The 21,645-nt window shown below is 65.9% G+C and carries 24 protein-coding genes; 15 read left to right on the top strand and 9 right to left on the bottom strand.

Annotation, left to right across the window (positions count from 1 at the left end; translation table 11 throughout):
• The first annotated feature begins 23 nt into the window (after nucleotides 1–23).
• The 5 genes from ACLMAL_RS24820 to ACLMAL_RS24800 are packed head-to-tail and all read left to right on the top strand — an operon-like array spanning nucleotide 24 to nucleotide 3,222.
• The gene (locus ACLMAL_RS24820; RefSeq protein WP_328405121.1) at nucleotides 24–278 is read left to right on the top strand and encodes an acyl carrier protein; all 255 of its coding nucleotides are present in this window, start codon (nucleotides 24–26) and stop codon (nucleotides 276–278) included.
• Nucleotides 275–1,234, top strand: coding sequence for an aromatase/cyclase (locus ACLMAL_RS24815; RefSeq protein ID WP_412001273.1), 960 nt, complete (start codon nucleotides 275–277; stop codon nucleotides 1,232–1,234). The genes ACLMAL_RS24820 and ACLMAL_RS24815 overlap by 4 nt, the downstream gene beginning before the upstream one ends.
• Entirely contained in the window at nucleotides 1,231–2,163 is a 933-nt protein-coding gene (locus tag ACLMAL_RS24810) for an MBL fold metallo-hydrolase (protein WP_412001272.1), read from the top strand. Before ACLMAL_RS24815 ends, ACLMAL_RS24810 begins: the two co-directional genes overlap by 4 nt.
• A gap of 24 nt (nucleotides 2,164–2,187) precedes the next feature.
• Nucleotides 2,188–2,781: a hypothetical protein gene (locus ACLMAL_RS24805; RefSeq protein WP_412001271.1), complete on the top strand. Its 594-nt coding sequence runs from the start codon at nucleotides 2,188–2,190 to the stop codon at nucleotides 2,779–2,781.
• 51 nt (nucleotides 2,782–2,832) lie between these two features.
• Entirely contained in the window at nucleotides 2,833–3,222 is a 390-nt protein-coding gene (locus ACLMAL_RS24800; protein ID WP_328405129.1) for a lipocalin-like domain-containing protein, read from the top strand.
• 40 nt (nucleotides 3,223–3,262) lie between these two features.
• Here ACLMAL_RS24800 and ACLMAL_RS24795 read toward each other — a convergent pair whose 3' ends face one another.
• Both ACLMAL_RS24795 and ACLMAL_RS24790 read right to left on the bottom strand, forming a co-directional pair.
• The gene (locus tag ACLMAL_RS24795; RefSeq protein WP_328405131.1) at nucleotides 3,263–3,745 is read right to left on the bottom strand and encodes an acetyl-CoA carboxylase biotin carboxyl carrier protein; all 483 of its coding nucleotides are present in this window, start codon (nucleotides 3,743–3,745) and stop codon (nucleotides 3,263–3,265) included.
• 21 nt (nucleotides 3,746–3,766) lie between these two features.
• A complete protein-coding gene (locus ACLMAL_RS24790) occupies nucleotides 3,767–4,549 on the bottom strand; it encodes an SDR family NAD(P)-dependent oxidoreductase (protein WP_412001270.1) in 783 nt (260 codons plus the stop codon).
• A gap of 171 nt (nucleotides 4,550–4,720) precedes the next feature.
• On the opposite strand from ACLMAL_RS24790, the gene ACLMAL_RS24785 reads away from it, so the two are divergent.
• Nucleotides 4,721–5,140: a nuclear transport factor 2 family protein gene (locus tag ACLMAL_RS24785; RefSeq protein ID WP_328405135.1), complete on the top strand. Its 420-nt coding sequence runs from the start codon at nucleotides 4,721–4,723 to the stop codon at nucleotides 5,138–5,140.
• A 322-nt stretch (nucleotides 5,141–5,462) separates the two neighbouring features.
• Here the strand turns inward: ACLMAL_RS24785 and ACLMAL_RS24780 are convergent, their stop codons facing one another.
• Nucleotides 5,463–6,086 (bottom strand): hypothetical protein, encoded by a 624-nt coding sequence (locus ACLMAL_RS24780; RefSeq protein ID WP_412001269.1) that lies wholly within the window; start codon nucleotides 6,084–6,086, stop codon nucleotides 5,463–5,465.
• A gap of 271 nt (nucleotides 6,087–6,357) precedes the next feature.
• On the opposite strand from ACLMAL_RS24780, the gene ACLMAL_RS24775 reads away from it, so the two are divergent.
• Nucleotides 6,358–6,966 (top strand): hypothetical protein, encoded by a 609-nt coding sequence (locus ACLMAL_RS24775; protein ID WP_412001268.1) that lies wholly within the window; start codon nucleotides 6,358–6,360, stop codon nucleotides 6,964–6,966.
• A gap of 410 nt (nucleotides 6,967–7,376) precedes the next feature.
• On the opposite strand, the gene ACLMAL_RS24770 is transcribed toward ACLMAL_RS24775, so the two are convergent.
• A complete protein-coding gene (locus ACLMAL_RS24770; protein ID WP_412001267.1) occupies nucleotides 7,377–8,702 on the bottom strand; it encodes a cryptochrome/photolyase family protein in 1,326 nt (441 codons plus the stop codon).
• Nucleotides 8,699–9,334, bottom strand: a complete 636-nt coding sequence (locus ACLMAL_RS24765) for a lipocalin family protein (protein WP_412001266.1) — start codon at nucleotides 9,332–9,334, stop codon at nucleotides 8,699–8,701. The genes ACLMAL_RS24770 and ACLMAL_RS24765 overlap by 4 nt, the downstream gene beginning before the upstream one ends.
• A gap of 88 nt (nucleotides 9,335–9,422) precedes the next feature.
• Between ACLMAL_RS24765 and ACLMAL_RS24760 the strand changes: the two genes are divergently transcribed.
• The 5 genes from ACLMAL_RS24760 to ACLMAL_RS24740 all read left to right on the top strand — a co-directional run bounded on the left by ACLMAL_RS24760 (nucleotide 9,423) and on the right by ACLMAL_RS24740 (nucleotide 14,475).
• Entirely contained in the window at nucleotides 9,423–9,785 is a 363-nt protein-coding gene (locus ACLMAL_RS24760; RefSeq protein ID WP_412001265.1) for a hypothetical protein, read from the top strand.
• An 88-nt stretch (nucleotides 9,786–9,873) separates the two neighbouring features.
• The gene (locus tag ACLMAL_RS24755) at nucleotides 9,874–10,719 is read left to right on the top strand and encodes a MerR family transcriptional regulator (protein WP_328405147.1); all 846 of its coding nucleotides are present in this window, start codon (nucleotides 9,874–9,876) and stop codon (nucleotides 10,717–10,719) included.
• 425 nt (nucleotides 10,720–11,144) lie between these two features.
• Nucleotides 11,145–12,467 carry an NAD(P)/FAD-dependent oxidoreductase gene (locus tag ACLMAL_RS24750; RefSeq protein ID WP_412001264.1) on the top strand — a complete coding sequence of 441 codons (1,323 nt, stop codon included), beginning with the start codon at nucleotides 11,145–11,147 and terminating at the stop codon, nucleotides 12,465–12,467.
• A complete protein-coding gene (locus ACLMAL_RS24745; RefSeq protein ID WP_412001263.1) occupies nucleotides 12,464–13,186 on the top strand; it encodes a DUF1365 domain-containing protein in 723 nt (240 codons plus the stop codon). The genes ACLMAL_RS24750 and ACLMAL_RS24745 overlap by 4 nt, the downstream gene beginning before the upstream one ends.
• Nucleotides 13,183–14,475, top strand: a complete 1,293-nt coding sequence (locus tag ACLMAL_RS24740) for a class I SAM-dependent methyltransferase (protein ID WP_412001262.1) — start codon at nucleotides 13,183–13,185, stop codon at nucleotides 14,473–14,475. The genes ACLMAL_RS24745 and ACLMAL_RS24740 overlap by 4 nt, the downstream gene beginning before the upstream one ends.
• Here ACLMAL_RS24740 and ACLMAL_RS24735 read toward each other — a convergent pair.
• Entirely contained in the window at nucleotides 14,472–15,824 is a 1,353-nt protein-coding gene (locus ACLMAL_RS24735) for a TIGR01777 family oxidoreductase (protein WP_412001261.1), read from the bottom strand. The genes ACLMAL_RS24740 and ACLMAL_RS24735 overlap by 4 nt on opposite strands.
• 86 nt (nucleotides 15,825–15,910) lie before the next feature.
• Between ACLMAL_RS24735 and ACLMAL_RS24730 the strand changes: the two genes are divergently transcribed.
• Nucleotides 15,911–16,882, top strand: coding sequence for an SDR family NAD(P)-dependent oxidoreductase (locus tag ACLMAL_RS24730; RefSeq protein ID WP_412001260.1), 972 nt, complete (start codon nucleotides 15,911–15,913; stop codon nucleotides 16,880–16,882).
• A gap of 15 nt (nucleotides 16,883–16,897) precedes the next feature.
• On the opposite strand, the gene ACLMAL_RS24725 is transcribed toward ACLMAL_RS24730, so the two are convergent.
• Complete coding sequence (locus tag ACLMAL_RS24725; protein ID WP_412001259.1) at nucleotides 16,898–17,689, bottom strand: 3-oxo-5-alpha-steroid 4-dehydrogenase; 792 nt, start codon at nucleotides 17,687–17,689, stop codon at nucleotides 16,898–16,900.
• A 113-nt stretch (nucleotides 17,690–17,802) separates the two neighbouring features.
• On the opposite strand from ACLMAL_RS24725, the gene ACLMAL_RS24720 reads away from it, so the two are divergent.
• The gene (locus ACLMAL_RS24720; RefSeq protein WP_412001258.1) at nucleotides 17,803–18,606 is read left to right on the top strand and encodes a nuclear transport factor 2 family protein; all 804 of its coding nucleotides are present in this window, start codon (nucleotides 17,803–17,805) and stop codon (nucleotides 18,604–18,606) included.
• Between the two features lie 146 nt (nucleotides 18,607–18,752).
• Here ACLMAL_RS24720 and ACLMAL_RS24715 read toward each other — a convergent pair whose 3' ends face one another.
• Nucleotides 18,753–19,235 (bottom strand): winged helix-turn-helix transcriptional regulator, encoded by a 483-nt coding sequence (locus tag ACLMAL_RS24715; RefSeq protein ID WP_406232384.1) that lies wholly within the window; start codon nucleotides 19,233–19,235, stop codon nucleotides 18,753–18,755.
• A 122-nt stretch (nucleotides 19,236–19,357) separates the two neighbouring features.
• Between ACLMAL_RS24715 and ACLMAL_RS24710 the strand changes: the two genes are divergently transcribed.
• Nucleotides 19,358–20,617, top strand: coding sequence for a cytochrome P450 (locus ACLMAL_RS24710; protein ID WP_412001257.1), 1,260 nt, complete (start codon nucleotides 19,358–19,360; stop codon nucleotides 20,615–20,617).
• Here the strand turns inward: ACLMAL_RS24710 and ACLMAL_RS24705 are convergent.
• On the bottom strand, nucleotides 20,601–21,470 hold the full coding sequence (locus tag ACLMAL_RS24705; protein WP_412001383.1) for a sterol desaturase family protein: 870 nt from the start codon (nucleotides 21,468–21,470) through the stop codon (nucleotides 20,601–20,603). The genes ACLMAL_RS24710 and ACLMAL_RS24705 overlap by 17 nt on opposite strands.
• Between the last annotated feature and the right edge of the window lie 175 nt (nucleotides 21,471–21,645).

Raw genomic sequence — 21,645 nt, 5'->3', positions numbered from 1 at the left:
CGCAGCACTTCGAGGAGCCGATCATGACCATGACCATCACAGCACTGCGACAGATCCTCGTGGAATGCGCGGGCGGCGACGAGATCGCCGAGCTGAACGGCGATATTTCGACCGTCGATTTCGACCAGCTCGGCTACGACTCGCTGGCGTTGATCGAGACCGCGTCGCGGATCCAGCGCGATTTCGGGGTGATGATCCCGGAGGAGCAACTCATCGATGTCAAGACGCCGCAGGAACTGATCGATATTGTCAACGACCAGCTGCGTGGTGCGGCATGAGCGCGCTCGCCCGGGACATGCGCCATACCCAGGTCATCAAGGCGGCACCCGAGATCGTCTACGACCTGGTCGCCGATGTGAGCTGCTGGCCGGTGGTTTTCGGGCCGAGTGTGCTGGTTCGCCATCTGCATCGTGGACCGGACGAAGAGCGATTCCGGTTGTGGGCCACCGTCAATGGTGAGGTGACGAACTGGACCTCGCGACGGCTGCTCGACCGGGATCAACACCGGATCTCGTTCGAGCAGGAACGCAGCCGCACTCCGATCGCGTCCATGGGCGGCAGGTGGGCTTTCCGTGAGCTCGACCCGGGCGTCACCGAAGTGACGTTGGACCACCGCTTCACCGTCGTGGACGGCGTCGACCCCGCGCTGGTCGCGGGCGCGGTGGACCGCAACAGCATCAGCGAGCTCGCGGCGCTCGCGCGCATTGCCGAGCTGGGACATCCGATCGACGACGTCATCCACACCTTCGAGGACACCGTGGTGCTCGATGCCTCCGCCGCCGAGCTCTACGACTTCATCTACCACAGCGAACAGTGGCCCGAGCACGTTCCGCATGTCAGCAGAATCGAGCTCACCGAGGATGCCGAAGGCGTCCAGCTGATGGAGATGGACACGGTGACGGCGGGTGGGATCGCACACACCACCAAGTCGGTACGCGTCTGTTTCGACGGCACGCGGATCGACTACAAGCAGTTGATGCCGCCCGCCATGCTCTTCGGGCACAGCGGCGCTTGGGAATTCGCCGACGGTCGAGACGGCGCGGTGGTCACCGCACGGCACACGGTCGCCATCAACCCCGAGCGGGCACGCGAAATACTGGGCGCGGATACCGATCTGGCCGATGCGCGCGCCTATCTCGGTGAGGCCCTCGGCACCAACAGCCGCAATACGCTGTTGTGCGCGGTGCGGTATGCCGCGGCACAGCAGGCCGACGCGACGAAGTCACCGACATGACCTCGACCCGACCCCCCCAGCTCGCCGCGCCGGTCGTGCGTGAAGTCGCCGACAACGTCTTCGCCTACACCCACAGTCGCGGCGGCTGGTGTGTCAGCAATGCAGGCGTCCTGGCGGGGACGAACGGCGCTCTGGTGATCGATACCCTGGCCACCGAAGGCCGCACGCGCGCCCTGGTCGACTTCGTCGACGGCTTGGAGGTCGGCCCGGCCAGGACGATCCTGAACACCCACCACCACGGCGATCACAACTTCGGCAACCATCTCTTCGGTCCCACCGCGGTGGTGCTCGGCCACGACCGCATCCGCCCCGAGATGATCGACACCGGCCTCGCGCTGACACAGCTGTGGCCGGACGTGGCGTGGGGCGATGTGCGAGTCACGCTGCCCACCATCACCTTCGCCGACCGGATCACCGTGCATGTCGGCGACCGCCGGGTCGAACTGATCCACCTCGGTCCCGCCGCGCACACCACCAACGACGTGGTCGCCTGGCTCCCGGAGGAGCGCGTCCTGTTCGCCGGTGACATCGTCATGTCCGGCGCGGCCCCGTTCTGTCTGATGGGATCGATCAGTGGCTCGCTCACCGCCGTCCGCAGGCTCGCCGCGCTCGGCGCGAAAACCGTTGTCTCCGGTCATGGCCCGGTGACAGGTGCGGAAGTGCTCGCACAAACGGCCCGCTACCTGCAATGGATCCAGGAGCTCGCGGCCGAGGGGCGCTCGCTCGGCCTGACACCGCTGGAGGTCGCACGGCAGGTCGACCACGGTGAGTTCACCGAACTCGTCGACGCCGAACGGATCGTCGGAAACCTGTACCGCGCTTATGCGGAACTCGACGGCGGGCCGGCGGGCACACCGCTCGATGTGCTGTCGATTTTCGGCGAGATGGTTGCCTACAACGGAGGCAGGCAACCGACCTGCTACGCATGACGGCCGAGGACATAGACTCCCGCCGTGGGGTACTTCCTGAGTCTGTACATAGTCGACCTCAATACGGTCGACGAAGTGGTCGGGTCGAAGGACGACGGCCACTTCGCGCGTATTTCAGCCGAGCGCGCCGAGACCATGGCGCAGCTGGACGAGGACTACGCCGGGCAGATCGCCGATGGCGCGCCCACCGCGGCACAGGCACTACGGACGGTGATCGACGGTGGCCCGTTCGAGCAGCGGTACGCCAACGATTACCTGGACGTCTACGAGAGCATGTGTTCGGTTTTCGGTGCCGCACTCGACGACCTGTGGGGGCCGCTGCAGTTCGATTGGCCGGCCCGGGTCGATAAAGGCCTGGCGGCCTTGGGAATGCGAGTCAGCGTGCGCGCCTTCGCGGGAAACCGGTTGCCGGCCGGGCTGCCGCATCCGACGCTGGCAGGCTGCGGCGAGTGGGCCGAACAGGATTGTTTGGCCGCACTCGACCGATGGGCCGCCACGCTCCCCGAGCAGCGCGCCGCGCTGGAACCGGATGTGCTCGAGGGAATCGAAGACTGCATCGCGTGGATGCGGGAGGTCAAGCGGTTCCCCGGCACCAGCATCGTGGGGTTCTGGGGCTGAGGATCGGTCGGCTCGAGCGTGATTCGAGCGGCAGCGCGCAGGGTGAGACCCATGAACGCAACCGATTTCGTCGGGACCTGGCAGCTGGTGTCCTACTTCGATATTGATGATTCGGATACGCGCAGCGAAGGGCCGCTGGGCGAGGCGCCGCGCGGGCTGCTGATGTACGAGCCGCACGGGCACATGTCGGTGAGCATGATGCGTACCGACGGGGCCGTCGGGGCGAATCCGTTCATGGGGTACGCGGGTACCTGGCGGCAATCCGGTGTGGAAATGGTGCACGCGATCACCGTGTGCTCCAACCCCGCCTGGGCCGATACCGAACAGGTGCGGCAATGCACGCTCGCCGGCGACACACTCACCTTGATCGGCGCGGCGCAGGTCGATGGCCGGACCCAGCGTCGAGTGCTGACCTGGCGGCGGGTCCGGCTCGTCGCCTGAACCCGCCGCCGTCCCGAATTACCTTGTTCCGCAATGATTCTCATTCCGGAACGTAGGAAAATAGCGCGTCATCGAACTGCACGGGTTCGTTGTCCTCTTTGAGCACCCCGGTGATCACTCCGCTCACCTGCGCGGTCACCGGGATCATCAACTTCATCGCCTCGACGATCGCAATCTGCTCGCCTGCCGAAATCCGATCACCCACCGCGACAAACGGCTCGGCGCCCGGTTCCGGGCAGCGGTAGAACACTCCGACACTCGGCGCGCGAATCACCGGGTCGACCGGTGTGGCCTCTTCGACCTCAGCGCTTTCCGGTGCTTCGGTCAGCGCCGTCCCGGATATCGGTACCGGGGCGGCAACCGCCCACTCCGCCTCGACCGTCACCTCCCCGACTTGAATCCGCAGGGCGCTCGGCTGTCGCGGAAATCCAGCGAGCAGCCGCAATGCGCCCGTCTGTATCGCCTCGAGGGTGCGCAGGTAATCGTGCTGCTCGTCCGCAAGGTTCTCTTCCACTGTCGTCATCGCTGAGACCTTTCGACCAGATCAGTAATTGCCGAGCCCGCCACAGACATTCAGCGCCTGAGCGGTTACCGCTCCCGCGCCGGGGCCGATCAGATAATCGACCATGGCCGCCACCTCGAACGGCTGCACATAGCGCCCGATCGGCACCCTGGCGCTGACCCGAGCGTGCACCTCGTCGGTGTCCACGCCCCACAGCCCGGAGTAGACCTCCCGAACCCGTTCTGCCATCGGGGTTTCCACAAAACCGGGGCACACCGCGTTCACAGTGATCCCGGTCTTGGCGAGCTCGAGCCCGAGCGCCTTGGTGAACCCGACAACGCCGTGCTTGGACGCCGAATACGGCGCACCGTGCACGACGCCCTGTTTGCCACCGGTGGAGGCGATATTGACGATGCGCCCGCTACCGCGCTCGAGCATGCTGCCCGCGGTCAGCGTCGCTTTTGTCATCAGGAAGACGCTGTTGAGGTTGGTGTTGATCACGTCGAACCACAGCTCGTCGGTCACCTCGGCGGTCACCCCGCCACCGCTGCGGCCCGCGTTGTTGACCAGAATGTCGATCGGACCGTACCGGCCGACACCCGCCTCGACGTACTCCCGCACCTGCGCGGGGTCGCCGACATCGCAGACAGCGCCGTCGACCTCATTGCCCTCTTCCTGCAGGTCCTTGATGGTATCGGTCAGCCGCTCCTGATCCCGAGCGCAGATGAACACCGAGATACCCTGACCAGCAAGACTTTTGGTGATTTCCAGACCCATGCCACTGGTCGCTCCTGTCACCAGCGCGACGCGCCGACTTTCCGCCATGACTCCTCCATCGCTCGAATATTCGAACTCGCCCGGTTTCTTCGACCTCCAGACTCGTCCGGGCTCCTATAGCTCTGGTCAACCCGCCGCAGGGCAGGCCACCACTCGAGCAGGGCTCTAGCGTGATCGGTCACCGTGGCAGCAGAGATCCCCGCCGCACCAGGAGCGAACATGACCACCGTCGCCGCCCGGACCGAGTTGTACGCCGAGGTTCAGCAGTTCTACGCCGATCAGATGCAGCGGCTCGATGACCGCGATATTCCCGGCTACGCCGAAACCTTCACCGAGGACGCGGAATTCGAACACACACCGGGCCGCCCGCCGGCCCGGACCAGGGCACGCATCGTGGCGGATCTCGTCGAGTTCCACAAGCGGTTCGAGACAGATCCGATGCAGCGCAGGCATTGGTTCAACATGATCAATCTGCAGCCTCAAGAGGATGGCACCATCGTGTCCACGGCCTACTGCCTGGTCGTCAAGATCCGTCCCGGCAGCGCACCGGAGATCAATCCGAGCACCGTCGTCCACGACGTTCTGGTCCGGGTCGATGGCAACCTGCTCACCCGATCGCGGCGGGTCACGCACGACTGAACAGCTGAGGGCCGTAGCGCGCACAGCGGGCCCCGGGCAGTGACCCGGGGCCCGTGTCGTGTCCACGCCCGCACTGTGAATCCGTCAGACGTTTCTCTGATATTTGATGCGCAAATATGCTCGAAATAGTTTTATAGTGTGCACAAGAGATCATATCTATCAGCTCCATACTGACGGGGCGGTGGTCGAGTTCGCGTTGTCGTCGTTCGCGAACATCCCGGTCGCACAATCTGCAGGCCGGGAACCGCTGGGCGGGTGCGTCTTCCGCGCCTGCCCGGCTCCGTCGGCGCGGCGGTGCCGGTCGCCGCGCCGACGGATGGCGTCAAGCCATCTCTGGCACGCGCAGATGAGCGAAGCCCAGCTCGAACTCCGCGACCTCGAGCACGCTGGCACCGGAAGTTCGGGCCGCCGCGGTCCTGATCCGCTTCGCCGGTTCGCGGCTGTTGTCCAGCGCCTCGCGGTTTGCCCAGACCATCGCGCCCACCGCGCGGTTGGTGGCCCGATCGACGAACAGACTGGAGCTGCAGAATCCTTCCATCATCTCGGCCTCGGGCAACACGCTCATCTTGACCGTGTCGATCAGCCGATCGATCTCACCCGGACCGGCCTGCAGCCACGTGCACCGAGTGCATGCGCCGTCGCTGGACAGTTGATCACGATGCATGAGCGCGATTTCCCATTCCTGGACCAGATCGATCTGGCCGTTGAGCGCCTGAGCCACACCGGAACGCAGTGCCTGGACCCGGCCTCTGCTGTCATGCATCACGGCCTCGGATTCCCACGCCGAAGTGACGATGCAGCGTCCTGATCCCCTGTCGACCAGCAACGACAGGCCCACCCACCCCTCGAGCTCGGGCATCGACGGCATCGCCTTATCGCGCAGGTATGCGATCCCGGAGTCGATCGACGACGGCTTGGCCGCAATTGTGCTTGATCGTGCGTACACGGGTTACCTCCTACCCTGTAGGGCGGCACCCCGGTGGCGCCACCGGACATACTCACCCTCCTCCACGGTGCGCGCCTGCACAATGGCTCAGGTCGCGCAACTCGACATTCCAGACCAGGACCAGCCATACTTGCGCACGGCGGCCCGGCAGCGAACGATTAGCTATGCGGCGGCTGCCTTCGCGGGCCGTGCGGTCCCACAGCCCTCGGTGGACCACGAGGCGTCGGCCCCGCGACGATGCGGAGTGGTCACTCCACACGAGGAGGACTCGATGTTCATCCAAGTCATTCAAGGCAAAGCCGCCGATCCGGACCGATTACGTCGGTGCATGGACCGGTGGACCGAAGAACTGCAACCGGGAGCCGTCGGCTACCTCGGAACAACCTGCGGACTGTGCGATGACGGAACATTCATCGCGCTGGCACGATTCGAATCCGAAGAGGCGGCACGACGCAACAGTGCGCGCCCCGAGCAAGGCGCCTGGTGGGCCGAGACCGAAAAATGCTTCGACGGACCTGTCACATTCATGGACTGCCCCGCGGTGACGCAGTGGCTGGGGGGCGGCTCCGACGAAGCCGGCTTCGTGCAAATCATGGAGGGCCACACCCGCGACACAGGCCGAATGCACGAATTGCTGTCGCAGGGCGCCGATCGTGTGCACGAACTGCGCCCAGAAATCCTCGGCGGCACCTTGGCGACCTTCGGCGGCGACGGATACGTCGAGGCGGTCTACTTCACCTCCGAAGCCGAAGCTCGAGCAGCCGAGGAGATCGAGATCCCCGACGACCTGAGGTCATTGTTCGAAGAGGAAAGCAAACTCATGGGCGAGGTCGAATACTACGACCTACACCAACCGATGCTGGTCTCACCACCGAGGTAGTCCACCGGCATCAGACGCGCCCGTCCTCGGGATCGCACCCCTTCTGGCTGCCCGCAAGGGTGCAGATCCCGAGAGCCGGTGCAGCAGTGGGTGCGCTTTCGGACCGATCCAGCCTGGAGGTCTACGCCTCGGGTCACATAGCCCGCTGTCGAATGTTTCGACAGTGCAACCGGTTCGGCCGGCCTGCGGACCACCACGTCACAACCGGCTGAATGCCTTATCCCGGAAGGCAATCTCATCGGCGGCGACTGCGAACTACGAGCTCGGCGCCTTGGCCACATCGCCGAAGCTTCGGACCAGCTGCCGAAATTCGTCATCGCCACAGACTTAGGCCGCCATCAACGCAATGGCCGAGACCGAGGCTGGTTCCGAGTGCGGCAGGGACCGGACGACGCATTGCTGTCGTCGCACTACATGCCGACGCAGTCGATGATCGGGGCGGGATAGTCTGCGGGATTGATGTTTTCGCGCCATGGAGTGTGAATGGTGGCGGCGGGTAGGTGAGCGAGTTCGGGGATCCAGCGGCGGACGTATGCGCCGCCGGGGTCGTAACGTTCGGCTTGGCGTAGCGGGTTGAGCACGCGGTTGGGGCGAGTGTCGGTGCCGGTGCCTGCGGCCCACTGCCAGTTGAGCTGATTGTTCGCCAGGTCTGCGTCGACCAGCCAGTGCAGGAAGTGGTCTGCGCCGATGCGCCAGTCCACGCGAAGGGATTTGGATAAGAAGCTAGCGGTGATCAGTCGGGCGCGGCCCGGCATCCAGCCCTCGGCGCGCAGTTGACGCATCGCCGCGTCGACAACGGGGTAGCCGGTGCGGCCCTCGCGCCATGCCTCGACGGCCTGAGGGTCGTCGCGCCAACCGATCCGGCGGGGGCGGTAATCCGAGCGGGCGGTGTCGGGGCGGGCGGCCAGCAGTTGATGGTGGAAGTCGCGCCATGCCAGTTGCCGGGCGAAGGCATGGCCGTCCGCGGTCGACATGTCGACCCGGTGCACCACCTCCACCGGGGACACGCAGCCGAAGTGCAGATACGGCGACAGCCGCGAAGTGGCGTCGGCGGAGAGGTCGTCGTTGCTGCGCTCGTAGCCACCGATCGGGCCGGACAGCCAGTCCCGCATGATCTTTCGGCCCGTGGTCTCGCCGCCGACGGACAGCTGGGGCGATGTCGCCCCGACGCAGATATCGTCGGGCTCCGGCAATGGCAGTCCGGCTACCTCGGGCAGGGACAGTTTGCGCGGTCTGCCGAGCGGCTCGCGTCGGTGAGCCTGCGCCCATCGCCGGAAATACGGTGTGAACACCGCGAAGTGGTCACGTCCTGTCGAGGGGACCAACTCTTCCGGATCTGCGGCGGTGATCGAGACGGCATGCGTGTGCAGCAGACAACTGCGCCGCTCGAGCCGCACCCGCAGCGCATCTTCGCGCCTGTGGCTGTATCCGCTCACATCGGCAGCGATATGCACGCTGTCGGCGTGCACCTCCGCAACCACTCGGTCGACCTCGGTGACGACATCACCGCGCCGCACCACCAAACGTCCTCCGATGGCACGCAATTCGGCATCGAGCTCGCCGAGCGCGGCGGCCAGAAACCAGGCCCGGTTCGGCGAGGGAATGCGCCCGGACAGGATCTTCTCGTCGACGACGAACAGCGGCACCACCGCGGCACCCTCGCGATACGCCGCGATCAGCACGGGGTTGTCACGCACCCGCAGGTCGCGGGTGAACAGTGCGATCGTGACGGTCATCGCGTCACCGCACACAATGGTGCGATATCGGTCCGACCACCTGTTGTCGGTGAGGTCAGATACAGACAGGAATTCTGGCCCACGGCATCGATAGCGGCCCGAACCCGTTGCCACTGAGCGGTATCCAGTACCCGGTCGCGAGCGAGGACGAAGCCGGAGGTTCGGCTCGGATCGGTGACCAGGGCCCACGAGTACGCCTCGTCCAACGCGGTGACAATGTAGTTGGTCGGACCTTCCAGTCCATCCTGGGTGGGTACCCCGGGAAAGCTGACGTGCAGTTGCGCGCCGGTCGTCCGATCATTGACCGTTGCGGTGCCGGTGATTTCGTTGAGCGAATTCACCCATGTGGTGCACGAGTTGTGCACGGAAATATTGCCCTGCGGGTCGAGCGCGTAGGTGGCCCGCGTATCGCGGGCGCACACAAGGTTGAAGTACTGCGGCACAGCGGCCAGTTGATTCCAGGTGCCGAGATACCGGTCGAGGTCGAGATTCGGAACCGGCGCGGGGGCCTCTGTCGGCGATACCGCCGGGCCGGCGACCGCAGTTCCCGCGGCCGTAGTGATGGCGATCAGCGCCGAAGCCACTCCAGCCGCGAGGCAACCGGAATGCCGGCTGGTTCGAATTGGGGTCATGCGAACTCCTCTGATTCGATGGCTTCGACCATAGTAGCGCATAACGATGCATAATTGATGCACACCCTGCTCGCGGGAAGGAGGATCTATGACGACGATGTGGCTGCCGCGTGTGGCGGGCGCGGTAACCGCGGCATACGGACTCGCGGTGACCGCACGTCCCGCGTTCTTGCTCGGGCCATGCGGCTGGAGTTCGGACGACCCCGCCGCGCGAGCCCTCGCGCGGATGGTGGGCCTGCGCGATGCCGCCTCGGGCCTTGCGCTCGTCGCAGCGCCGGGACCAGGCGCGATGCGGCTTGTGATCGCCGTGCGGGCGTGCTCGGACCTGGCCGACACCGTGGTGGTCGGCACAACCTTGCGCGGGCAGACCCAGCGTGGGAAGGCCATCGCGGTGACGGCAGGCTGGGGCCTGCTCTGCGCCGCGACGGCGGCCGCCACCGTGCGGCGATGAACGCCGGGTCGGGCAGTCGCGGTCAGAATCGACGCACGGGCTCCCGGCCGTGACGAAGCGCGAGAACGGGACCGGGCAGAATGGTGCGATGTCCGCCGGTACCGTTCCCGCCTCCGACGCGGCCGGATACACGGTGCGCGCCGTCGCCGACCGACTCGGCATCCCGACGGCCACCCTGCGAAGCTGGAATCGGCGCTACAACATCGGCCCGCCGCAGCAGCGGCCCGGAAAACACCGCCTCTACACCGAGACCGACATCGAGGTGCTCGGCCGTATGCTCGCCCTCATCAGAGATGGGGCGACGCCCGCGGGCGCGGCGGCGGTGGTGCGTGGCGCCACACCGACACTCGGAGATCGTGCAGCACTGTTGTTCGCGGCCTTCGCGCTCGACGCGACGACGGTGTGCGACCGGCTCGCCGCCCACGTCCGCGCCTTCGGCGTGGTGGACACGTGGGATCAGTTGTGCCGCCCGGCTTTTGCCGACATCGTCGCGCGCCAGCACGCCGGCGAGGGCTGCATCGACGTCGAACACCTGTTGTCATGGTGCATCACCTCGGTCCTGCACCGCACCAACCCGCCGCCCGAAGGGCCGACTTCGAGACCGGTCGTGCTGGCCTGCACCAGCGGTGAGACGCATGCGCTGCCGCTCGAGGTCCTGCGCGCGGCCCTTGCGGAGCGCGGTGTCGGAGCGTGGATGCTCGGCGCGGATGTCCCGACCACCGCGCTGACCGACGCCCTTGCCAGGCATGACCGCTCCGCGTGCGCAGTGCTGTGGTCACAGCAGGAATCGACCGCGCTGACCTCAGCGGTGCGCGCATGCGTCGCCGCGGGAGCCGGAGTGTTCGTCGGCGGCCCCGGCTGGGACGCGGTTATCCTGCCCGACTCGGTCGTCCGGCTCGATAGCCTCACCGATGCCGCCGACCGCCTGAGCTAATTCGTTCGCCTACGCGAACGACGTACGACCCGAGGTGCCGTGTCCCATCGGCGTCGCCGCGTCGCCGCTCTGTCCCGTCGGCGTTGCCACGGCGCACAGATTTCCCGATTCCACGCCACCGCCCCTGCCCGACAGCCACGTTGCTCGATCCGCGACGGTCACACCCGACCGCCGAGGCGCGGTCTCCGAAATACCCCGACAACCACTGCTCGCCGGTCGGGCGAAGTGCCCGAATTTCGGCACGGGTAGCCCGCTCACACAAAACGATGCATAATTGATGCATCGCTACATGGGCGCGTCCACCGAACGGCGAATGCCGGTTCCGCCGACGACTCCGCCGGCGCGTCGCTGCGACCCGATCGCCGCGGAATTCAGCCTCCGACCAGCGGATCGTCCGGCGCCGCCTGCCGGAGAGAAGGAGCACGATGATCGAGCACACCGATCCGATGAACGACCTCCGGCGAGTTGCCGTCATCGGCAGCGGAGTGGCCGGACTGACAGCAGCCTGGGTGCTCGCGCGTTCGGCCGGAGTGACCCTGTACGAGGCAGACGCTCGCCTCGGCGGTCATGCGGACACCCACCGGATCACCGTGCGCCGCGGCACAGACGTCCACGTCGATACCGGTTTCATCGTGCACAACGAGCGCACATACCCGACTCTGCTGCGCCTGTTCGGCGAATTGGGCATTGCGACACAGGATTCGGATATGAGCATGTCGGTAAAGTGCGAGGGCTGCGGCCTGGAATACGCGGGCGCTCGTGGACTCGGCGGATTGTTCGCCGACGCCCGCTCGCTGCGCAACGGCCGTTACCTGCGACTGCTGACCGAGGTGCCACGGTTCCATCGGCTCGCACGCGCCGAACTCGACGCCGGACCCGAGTCCGACCGCACGCTGGGGGAATGGGTACGAGCCACTCGTTTCTCCGCCTACTTCGTCACGCACTTTCTGACGCCATTGGTCGCCGCGGTGTGGTCGTGCGACCCGGTGACAGCCCTGCGCTACCCGGCCCGATACCTCTTCACCTTCCTCGACCACCACGGCATGCTGACGGTGTTCGGCTCCCCCACTTGGCGCACGGTCACCGGCGGATCTGCCACCTACGTGAACGCCGTCGCTCAGCAACTCGACACGGTGCTGCGCTCGACCCTGGTGCGGGCGGTGCACCGACTCCCCGATGGTGTCGCAGTCCGTGACGAAGCAGATGAACTGCGCGTCTTCGACGCCGCTGTCATCGCCACCCACCCGGATCAGGCGCTCGATATCCTCACCGAACCGACCGCCGCCGAGTGCGAAATCCTCTCCGCCATACCCTATTCGGTGAACCACACGGTGCTGCACACCGACGAGTCGGTGCTGCCGAGAGCGCGACGGGCGCGAGCCTCATGGAACTATCGACTGCCTTCGTGCACCGCGCCGGTCGATCGTGTCCTGGTCAGCTACGACCTCACCCGATTGCAGCGACTCGCAGGCACGGATCGACGCTTCCTCGTCACCCTCGGCCCGCACGACCGCATCGATGGGAACCTGGTCGTGGATCGAATGATCTACCAACATCCGCAATACACTCCGGCGTCGGTTGCGGCACAGCGCAGACTCGGTGAAATCGGCAATGCCCGACTGACATTCGCCGGCGCTTATCACGGTTGGGGGTTCCATGAGGACGGCGCTCTGTCGGGCCTGCGCGCTGCCGAGCGGCTCGGTGCGCGGTGGACGAACAGGCCCGCGACAACGGTGCGAGCATCATGACAGCGAGCATCATCCGCACGCACATCCGTCATGTCCGCATCACGCCGTTACGACACGAGTTCCGCTATCGCAGCTACAGCTGGTTGATCGACCTCGACGATATGCCCAGGTTGCCGCGCTGGCTGCGGACTATCGCGACATTCCGATCCGCCGATCATCTCGGCGACCCGACTCGGTCGCTGCGTGCGAACGTCGAGGACTTCCTCGACAGTGAAGGTATCGACTTACACGGCGGCCGAATCCTCATGCTCACCAACGCACGGGTATTCGGCTATGTGTTCAATCCACTCACGCTGTTCTGGTGCCGGGACGACACCGGCGCGGGCGTCTGTGTCGTCGCCGAGGTGCACAACACCTACGGCGGGCGGCACTGCTACCTCGTCCGCCTCGACGAACACGCGCGGGCGCGCACGCCCAAGAAGTTCTATGTCTCGCCCTTCAACGAAGTGCGCGGCGAGTACCACATGCGATTGCCGGAACCGGACGAGCGGCTGCGAATATCCATCGTACTCAGCGACGGCGGACCGATCTTTTCCGCCTCGATGACCGGGCGTTGCCGTCCCGCAACCATCCGTACCATTCTGCGCGCGATAGTGGCGGCACCCTTTGCTCCACTTGTGGTTTCGGCGCGCATTCGCTGGCAGGGCATGCGCCTGTGGGCGCGCCGCCTGCCCGTCGTTCCCCGGCCAACCCCTGCACTGACGGAGTCTTCGCGGTGAGCATCGAATCGCATTCCACGTCCGATTGCGCATCCGCGCGACAGCTTCCTTCCTATCCCGACGTCGAGCACGTGCCCACCGGGATTCGCGCGGGCATTGCCACAGCAGTGGCCAACAGACTATTTGGATACGCTGTGCGCGATCTGCCGATCAGGGTCGAGTACCCCGACGGAACGGTCCGCGGCCGCAATGCGGTGCGGCCGGATCAGCCCCGGCTGATCCTGCACCGGCCCGACCATTTCTTCGCGCGCCTCGGCAGCGGCGGGTTGATCGGATTCGGCGAGTCCTACATGGCGGGCGATTGGTCGGCCCCCGATCTCACCGCCGCCATGACGGTGTTCGCGCGACATGTGGACACACTGGTGCCTGCGCCGCTTCAGCGACTACGTCGCTTATATGTCGCGAAACACCCTGCTGCGCAGCGGAATAACGAATCGAACACCCGCGGCAATATTGCCAGGCACTACGACCTGTCCAATGACTTCTTCGCACTGTTCCTCGACGAAACACTGACCTACTCCAGCGCGCTGTTTCCCACGCTGTCGCCACGGCCGCAATGGAACGACCTTGCCGCGGCCCAGCGCACGAAGATCGATAGGCTGCTCGACCTTGCCGGTGTCGGTCTCGGTACTCGCGTCCTCGAAATCGGCACCGGCTGGGGCGAATTGGCGCTGCGCGCGGCGCAGCGCGGCGCGGCAGTGCGCTCGGTGACACTCTCCGCGCAGCAGCGGGCGCGGGCGCTCGACCGGGTCACAGCGGCCGGCCTGGCCGACCGGGTGACCATCGATCTGCTCGACTACCGGCACGTCGAAGGACGCTACGACGCGGTGGTGTCGGTAGAGATGATCGAAGCCGTCGGTTACGAATATCTGGATACCTACTTCCGAACCATCGATCGCCTGCTCGCACCGGGTGGACGAGTGGCGATCCAATCGATCACCATGCCGCACCACCGGATGGCGGCTACCCGCAACACCTACACCTGGGTGCAGAAGTACATCTTTCCCGGCGGGTTCCTGCCCTCGACCCGGCTGCTGCGCGAAGTGGTTGCCCGAAGTACTGGATTGGTTGTGCGCGAACAACTATCGATGGGCGAGCACTACGCGCACACATTGCGCCTGTGGCAGCAGCGATTCGACTCCCGACCAGACCGGGTCTCCGCACTCGGCTTCGACCCGATGTTCCGCAGGATGTGGCGGTTATATTTGGCGCATGCCGAGGCGGGGTTCCGCTGCGGCTATCTCGATGTCCAGCAGTTGCTGCTCACCCGCACGGAGCCGGTCGGCTAGGCGGGCACGCGGCCGAGCAGATGTCGCAGTGTCGACTCCAGATCCGGCCTACGGAAGACGTGACCTGCCGCTTGCAGCCGAGCGGGCTCGACTCGTTGGCTCGCCGTCGCCAGCTCCCGCGCTCCTTGCGCGCCCAGCAGCAAGCCGGGACCGAACTCCGGCACCGGGAGCAGCGCGGGCCTGCGCAGCACGGCGGCCAGGATCCTGGTGTAGTCGATATTCCGAACTGGCTGTGGTGCAACGGCATTCACCGGACCAGACAGATCGTCCTGCCAGAGCGCTCGGTGATAGACGTCCACCAGGTCATCGATCCCGATCCAGGAAAGCCACTGGTGGCCGTCACCGATCCGGCCGCCCAGCCCAGCCGCGAACAGTGGCCGCAACAACCGCAGCGTGCCACCGCGCGGCGACTGTACGATGCCGGTGCGCACCGACACCACCCGGACGCCTGCCGCGGCGGCGGGGGCGGTGGCCGCCTCCCAGTCCGCGACGACATCGGCAAGAAAACCGTCGCCACGAGAAGCGTTCTCGCGCAGCACTTCCTCGCCGCTGTCGTAGCCGTAGTACCCGATCGCGGAGGCGCCGATAAAAGTGGGCACGCCCGCGCGGCCGACGAGCTCGGCGAGTTTGCGGGTCGGCTCGATGCGGCTCTCGACGATCGCTCGCTTGTGCTCCTCGGTGAACCGACCCGCGATCGACGCACCGGCCAGGTGCACCACCGCATCGACACCGTCGAGCAGATCAGGGGCCGGGTCTGCGGGGTCCCAGCGTCTTTCGCTCGTGCTGCGGGGTGCGTGGCGGACCAGAGAAATGACAGCGTGCCCGCCGGTGGTGAGGAACGCGGCCAACGCCGAGCCCACCAACCCGGATGCACCGGTTATCGCGATGATCGACGGCGCGAAACCCACCCGCGCGGCCCGGCGGTGCGCGGCGAGGTCGTCGGCGACCTGCCGGTACCGGTAGTCGAACATCGATCGCAGTGCGAACGCGGGCACCGGCGACTCCACGCGATCGACGATCCGGGTGTGGTCATCGTCGACGACCTCGAAATCGTGCGTATGCCGCCACCGCAGCAGCAATCCGGCGGGCAGGGACGCGAGGCCGTCTACGGCGATCGTGTCCACGAAACGATGCGGCGGTTCATAGCCCCTCGGATCATGCCTCGCGACCCAGCGCAGCCCACCAGGCAGGCCGAGCACCGCCTGACCGTCCTGCATCGAGCCCGCCTCCGCCAGCAGCGACACCGGCTGCCACGGCGGCGCCAGCCGGGCGAACGCTCCTGGTCTGGCGTACCAGGCGAATACCTCGGCCCGGGGAACGGCGACGACGCTCGAACACTCGATGCCCATCCCACGACTGTAGTCACGATCAGTTCGCTTGCAACGTTTATGCATCGTTCACCGGCAAAATGTCGGATCACCAGCACAATGACGACATGACCGATCTATCCGGAGCCCCGAAGCTCGACACTCTGCTCGACCGGACGATCGTTCCCGGATACACCCGCCTCGGCGTTGTCCTGCGCCGACGCAACCGGCCCGCCGATCCGGAACCCGGCGCACTGCGCGGCGCCACCGCCATGGTGACCGGCGCGAATTCGGGCATCGGCAAGGCAATCGCCGAGGCACTGGCCGGACTCGACGCATCGGTGATTCTTGCCGTGCGCGATCGGATACGCGGCGAACGCGCCCGGCGCGACATCCTCACGACACACCCCGACGCCGATCTGACCGTCACGGAATGCGATATCGCAGACCTGGCCAGCGTGACGGAATGCACCGAAGGCCTCCGCGAGCGACTGCCGAAACTCGACGTACTGATCCACAACGCGGGCGTGCTGCCGCCCGAACGCGCCGAGACGGCCGACGGGCACGAACTAACTCTGGCGACTCACGTCCTCGGCCCGCTGTTGCTCACCGATCGACTCGCCGCCCTGCTGAACGCTGCCGACGACTCGCGGGTGATCTTCATGTCCTCAGGCGGCATGTACACCCAGCCGCTGGCCGTCGATGATCCCGAGTACCGCAAGGGCCGTTACCGCGGTGCGACCGCTTACGCCCGCACCAAACGCATGCAGGTGGCCTTCACGCCGATTCTCGCTGAACACTATGGCCCCCAGGGCATTTCGTTTCACAGCATGCACCCGGGCTGGGTCGACACACCCGGCGTCGCTGCCGCACTGCCCGGATTCCATCGCCTGATCGGCCCGTTGCTGCGCACTCCGGCCGAGGGCGCGGACACTGCCGTCTGGCTGGCCGCGGCCGCACCGACCCCACCGTCCGGCCGGTTCTGGCACGACCGCCGCCCGCGACCCGAGCACTACCTACGCCGCACCCGCTACACCAACAGCGAGCTGCGGCGGCTCTGGCTGGACTGCAGGCAGGCGGCCCGCATCGACACCGGATGAGCAGGCCGCGCAGCCTCAGATCACGAACGGAATCAACGCCTTCCGGTCGGCCGGATAGTCGGCGAACTTCTCGCGGTACCACCTATGGGTCGCAATGGCGCGCGGCACCAGGTTGCCCGCGGTGATCAGAAAGATCACCCCACCGGCCAGCGACCAGGTCAACAGCGCGAAGCCGGCCCAGGCGAGCAGCTCGCCGAGGTAGGCGGGACTGGTGACGAATCGGAATCCGAAGCCGTAGGGAATCCGGTATTCCGCCGCGCCGGGGTCGTTCTTGTCACGCAGGTTGCGCACAATCGCCTCGGAGCGGACCAGCAGGGCGAACCCGCAGAGATAGACCACGACACCGATGAGGAAACGCGGATCGGTGAGCCAGCCGGTGCCGTACTGATGCTTGTAGTCGTGACTGAAGAATGCGCCGTTGAGGTAGCCGTGCAGCGCGGTCACGAACATGCCCATACCGAGTACCGAGACGTTGAAGCTGCTGCGCTTGCCGGGCACCTGCCGAATGGACAGCGGGAAGAACCAGCCGCGATTTCCGTAGTGCACGAGCCAGATCAGTGCGAGCACCAGCGACGTCGGCTCGAATCGGTCCGGGCCCGTCAGGTAGAACACCGCGAACACCACCGTCGCCGGTATTTCCATCAACCACCAGCCGAGCTTCGGGTTGAGGTTGAAACCGACCTTTGTGGTGGCGAAGCGGCCGTACGGGCTCTGCGCGAAGAGCCCACCGACCAGCACGAATGCCGCGAACCCGAAGGCGATCGTCAGCACCGTGTCGTAGGCGGTGTTCCCGGTGTACCAGTCCATCGAGATCCTTCGTCGGGCGTTGCGCCGGACATTTCCGCTGACTTCCGGCGCCGAAATTAGAACATGTTCTACCATGTGTTCGAGTCACGACCCGCGACAACGGAGGAACTGTCATGCCGCTGGATCCGACGGCCACCGACTTGCTCGCCGCCGTAGCGGCCTCGCCGCGCGCCGTCGCCGCCCATGACCGCGCGGCCTGGGTGGGGCTGTTCAGCACCGACGCCGCCGTCAACGATCCGGTCGGCTCGCGGCCGCATATCGGTCGCGCCGCGATCGAGCGCTTCTACGACACCTTCATCGGCCCGAACACCATCGCCTTCCGGGTCGAGCGCGATCTCGTCGGCCCGCCGACCGTGGTCCGAGACCTGCTGATCGAGACCACGATGTCGACCGGCGCCACCGTCGCGGTCCCGATGCACCTGCGCTACGACCTCGTCGAAGAAAACGGCGTCTGGAAAATCACCCGCCTGGCCGCGCACTGGGAATTGGCCGCGATGATCATGCAGCTACTGCGCACCGGGTTGCCGGGCCTGGGCGCCGCGCTGAAACTCGGCCCGCAGTTGATCGCCAATCAGGGCATCGGCGGCGCCGTCGGAATGATGCGCGGACTCTTCGGAGTCGGCCGCACGGGCAAACGCGTCGTGACCCGACTCTTCACCGCCGCGGCGGCGATGGACATCAGCCGCGTCCGCGGCCTGCTCGACTACGACAGTGTCATCGAGTTTCCCGCGGGCACGCCGGTCTCGGTGGAGGAATTCACCAATCGTGCACGAAACCTGAAGTGGGACAAGCTGATCGCCGCCGGTCGCACCGTCACCGCCAGCATAGAACTGGGCCCGGTGCACGGTGTCGCGTTCATCGAATTCACCTCCAGGGCGGGGCGGATCAGCGCGATCCAGGTGTTCACCGACGCCTGAGCACTCCGAACAAGCACCCGACCGATCGAGTCGAGCACTCGCCCGATCGGACCGAGCGCCGGTTCGAACGGACCGAGTACCCGCCCTATTGGATCGAGCACCAGCCCAGTCGGACCGACGATCAATCGGACCGATCACTGGTTCGATCAGGACGCCCGCTCACCCGTATCGCGCGACTCCCCTGGCGGCTCGAAGCCAGGCCCTTGACGTGGATCGATATCGCGCGGGTCGATCGGCTCATGGCAGTGCTCGCACACCAGGACAGGCGCGGCCGGATGTCCACACGAGCGGTGCTCGAGCGTCAGTGGCGGGCCGCCGGGGTCGGCGAGATGCCGATCGCCCCACGCCATCATCGCCATCATCATCGGATACAGATCACGCCCGCGTGCGGTGAGGCGATAGTCGATCCGACCGCCGCCTTCGTCGATGCGCTCGAAGATCTCGGCGTCGACGAGCAAACGCAGCCGATTGGTCAGCAGATTGCGGTTGGTGATGCCGATATTGCGGGCGAACTCGCTGAAACGGTGCACCCCGAAGAACGCCTCCCTGATCACGAGGATCGTCCAGCGATCGCCGAGTAGCTCGACGACGCGCTGTATCGAATCGTTTGCGGGGGGCCGAATCTTCACCGACTCATACTCCCATCCCCTTCCTCTAGTATTGATATCCTACTACCAGTAGGATATCAATACCAACGAAGATTGACGGACCCACGGCGGCTCCCGAGCCGGATTGGTGCACAGCCATGACGATGAGCGAACGAACCGACAGCACCACCACCTATCGACAGTTGCTCGACCCGGCGGTGCGGGCGAACCCCTATCCGATATACGCCCAGGTACGGGCGGGCGGCCCGTTCCGGATCGGAACCGCGCCGGTCGTGATCGTGTCGAGCCACGCGGACTGCACGGCGATGCTGCGCCACCCGAACGCCAGCGTCGACCGCTCACTGACCCGAGTGCAGCTGGAGACGATGCCGATGTTGGCCTCCTCGGACACGAAAGATGCTGTCCGCCCGTCTAAACCGTCGTTCCTGTTCCTCGATCCGCCCGACCACACCCGGCTGCGCCGACTGGTGTCGAAGGCCTTCACGCCACGGGTCGTCGCCCAGCTGGAACCACGGATCAGCGCGATCGTGGACGACACCCTCGATCGGGTCGCCGAGACGGGCACCTTCGATGTCGTCGCCGATCTCGCCTATCCGCTGCCGGTCACCGTCATCTGCGAACTGCTCGGCGTGCCACTCGCCGATGAGCCACAACTGCGGCAATGGTCGTCACTATTGGCCCGTACCCTGGACCCGACCTCCCGCACCGCCACCGAGCATCAAGCCGACCCCGGTGAATTACAGGCGGCGGGAACGGAACTGAACGCCTACTTCGAAGACCTGACCCGGCGCAGGCGCGGCAATCCAGGGCCGGACCTGTTGTCGCAGTTGATCGCCGCCGAGGACGCGGGCGACACACTCAGCCACGACGAACTCATCTCCACCTGCGCGCTGCTACTCATCGCAGGCCACGAGACCACGGTCAACCTCATCTCCAACGCGATCCTTGCCCTGCTGCGCCACCCCGGACACTTCGCGGCGCTGCGCGCCGATCCGGAGCAGGCCGCCGGCGTCATCGAGGAAACGTTGCGGCATGACCCTCCGGTACAAATGATTCCGCGCATCGCAGCCGCGGCTATGCGGATCGGCGACATGGACATCGACCGTGGCGACCTGGTCCTGATGCTGATCGCCGCCGCACAGCGTGATCCCGCGGTCTTCACCGACCCGGACCGTTTCGACCCCACCCGCGACAACCGCCATCTCGCCTTCGGGCTCGGTGCGCATTTCTGCCTCGGCGCTCCGCTGGCCAGGCTCGAAGGACGCGTCGCGGTGACCAGGTTCGCACAGCGGGTCCGATCCCCCGGCTGCGCCATCGATCCGCCGCCGTACCGCGCGCACGTCAACCTACGCGGACCGGCGGCGATACCGCTCGATTTCGCCGAGATCACACCACGGCAGTAGATTCGGCGCCCCTGACGGTCTCGGGCTGCACCGCAAGGGGTTCCGGCTCGGAGTCGGTCGCCTTTTCGGTCCATCCCGGCGGACCGAACACGTAACCGATTCGCCCCCTCCAGGTTTCGGCATTGCGAACGTCGCCGATCAGCCCCGCCAGCTCGTGGAAATTGACCCGCAGCGGGTTGTCGGTGGCGATGTTCTTCGTCAGGCCATAACGGATCGGTTCGGATTCGGCGGCAAAGCTGCCGAACATCCGGTCCCAAACAATGAAGATGCCGCCATAGTTCCTGTCGATATAGGGCTGGTTCGAGCCGTGGTGGATCCGGTGATGCGCGGGCGTATTGAACAGGAACTCGATCGGCAGCCCCAGCCTGCCGACCCGTTGGGTGTGGATCGGGAACTGGTAGAGCAATCCGATGGTCTGCAGCAAGAAGATCATCCACGGCGGCAGGCCGATCAGGGCCGCAGGCACCCACGCCAGTCCGCGCACCATGTTGGCCACCGGATGCAGCCATGGCAGCCGCAGCGCGGTGGAGAGATTGAAGTACTCGCTGGAGTGGTGGACACTGTGGGCGGTCCACAGCAGTCGCACCCGATGGTCGGCGCGATGGGCCCAGTAATAACAGAAATCGGTGACCACCAACCCGAGTACCCACACCCACCAGCTCTTCGGCGACAGGTGCAGCGGAGTCACCGCGGCAGCGACCAGCACCGCGGAGAACGGCAGCAGGTAGTGCATGAACGGTTTGACGAGCCTGCCGAGGGTGAAAGTCGCCAAGTTGGCGGCGGTGTCACGCCCTGCGCTGGTGTTGTCGGATCGGTCGGGATCGCGGCGATACGAGATCCACTCGACCACCATCAGCAGCACGAATGCCGGTAACGCATAGCCCAACAAGTCCACACGGCCCATCAGTTCTCCATAAGGTTGTAGGTGTTCAGGGCCGGGTGCCTTGAATGCCCAGGGCGGCGGGGTGTGGCTGATCAGTTCTTGCCGCTGGGTGGTTTCGAAGGAGTGGCCGCCCTGCCGTTCTGGA

This window comes from Nocardia sp. CWNU-33 (assembly GCF_046764895.1).
Lineage (GTDB): Bacteria > Actinomycetota > Actinomycetes > Mycobacteriales > Mycobacteriaceae > Nocardia.
Note: the sequence above shows the minus strand (reverse complement) of the source record. Positions and strands in the feature narration are given on the sequence as shown.

Excerpts from the sequence above, each read along its gene's own strand:
- ACLMAL_RS24730 (WP_412001260.1), top strand. The coding sequence starts at position 15,911 with ATGACCGATCTATCCGGAGCCCCGAAGCTCGACACTCTGCTCGACCGG.
- ACLMAL_RS24785 (WP_328405135.1), top strand. The coding sequence starts at position 4,721 with ATGACCACCGTCGCCGCCCGGACCGAGTTGTACGCCGAGGTTCAGCAG.
- ACLMAL_RS24765 (WP_412001266.1), bottom strand. The coding sequence starts at position 9,334 with ATGACCCCAATTCGAACCAGCCGGCATTCCGGTTGCCTCGCGGCTGGA.
- ACLMAL_RS24770 (WP_412001267.1), bottom strand. The coding sequence starts at position 8,702 with ATGACCGTCACGATCGCACTGTTCACCCGCGACCTGCGGGTGCGTGAC.
- ACLMAL_RS24790 (WP_412001270.1), bottom strand. The coding sequence starts at position 4,549 with ATGGCGGAAAGTCGGCGCGTCGCGCTGGTGACAGGAGCGACCAGTGGC.
- ACLMAL_RS24735 (WP_412001261.1), bottom strand. The coding sequence starts at position 15,824 with ATGGGCATCGAGTGTTCGAGCGTCGTCGCCGTTCCCCGGGCCGAGGTA.
- ACLMAL_RS24725 (WP_412001259.1), bottom strand. The coding sequence starts at position 17,689 with ATGGACTGGTACACCGGGAACACCGCCTACGACACGGTGCTGACGATC.
- ACLMAL_RS24775 (WP_412001268.1), top strand. The coding sequence starts at position 6,358 with ATGTTCATCCAAGTCATTCAAGGCAAAGCCGCCGATCCGGACCGATTA.
- ACLMAL_RS24800 (WP_328405129.1), top strand. The coding sequence starts at position 2,833 with ATGAACGCAACCGATTTCGTCGGGACCTGGCAGCTGGTGTCCTACTTC.
- ACLMAL_RS24795 (WP_328405131.1), bottom strand. The coding sequence starts at position 3,745 with ATGACGACAGTGGAAGAGAACCTTGCGGACGAGCAGCACGATTACCTG.
- ACLMAL_RS24705 (WP_412001383.1), bottom strand. The coding sequence starts at position 21,470 with ATGGTGGTCGAGTGGATCTCGTATCGCCGCGATCCCGACCGATCCGAC.
- ACLMAL_RS24755 (WP_328405147.1), top strand. The coding sequence starts at position 9,874 with ATGTCCGCCGGTACCGTTCCCGCCTCCGACGCGGCCGGATACACGGTG.
- ACLMAL_RS24710 (WP_412001257.1), top strand. The coding sequence starts at position 19,358 with ATGAGCGAACGAACCGACAGCACCACCACCTATCGACAGTTGCTCGAC.
- ACLMAL_RS24745 (WP_412001263.1), top strand. The coding sequence starts at position 12,464 with ATGACAGCGAGCATCATCCGCACGCACATCCGTCATGTCCGCATCACG.
- ACLMAL_RS24760 (WP_412001265.1), top strand. The coding sequence starts at position 9,423 with ATGACGACGATGTGGCTGCCGCGTGTGGCGGGCGCGGTAACCGCGGCA.
- ACLMAL_RS24750 (WP_412001264.1), top strand. The coding sequence starts at position 11,145 with ATGATCGAGCACACCGATCCGATGAACGACCTCCGGCGAGTTGCCGTC.
- ACLMAL_RS24720 (WP_412001258.1), top strand. The coding sequence starts at position 17,803 with ATGCCGCTGGATCCGACGGCCACCGACTTGCTCGCCGCCGTAGCGGCC.
- ACLMAL_RS24815 (WP_412001273.1), top strand. The coding sequence starts at position 275 with ATGAGCGCGCTCGCCCGGGACATGCGCCATACCCAGGTCATCAAGGCG.
- ACLMAL_RS24820 (WP_328405121.1), top strand. The coding sequence starts at position 24 with ATGACCATGACCATCACAGCACTGCGACAGATCCTCGTGGAATGCGCG.
- ACLMAL_RS24810 (WP_412001272.1), top strand. The coding sequence starts at position 1,231 with ATGACCTCGACCCGACCCCCCCAGCTCGCCGCGCCGGTCGTGCGTGAA.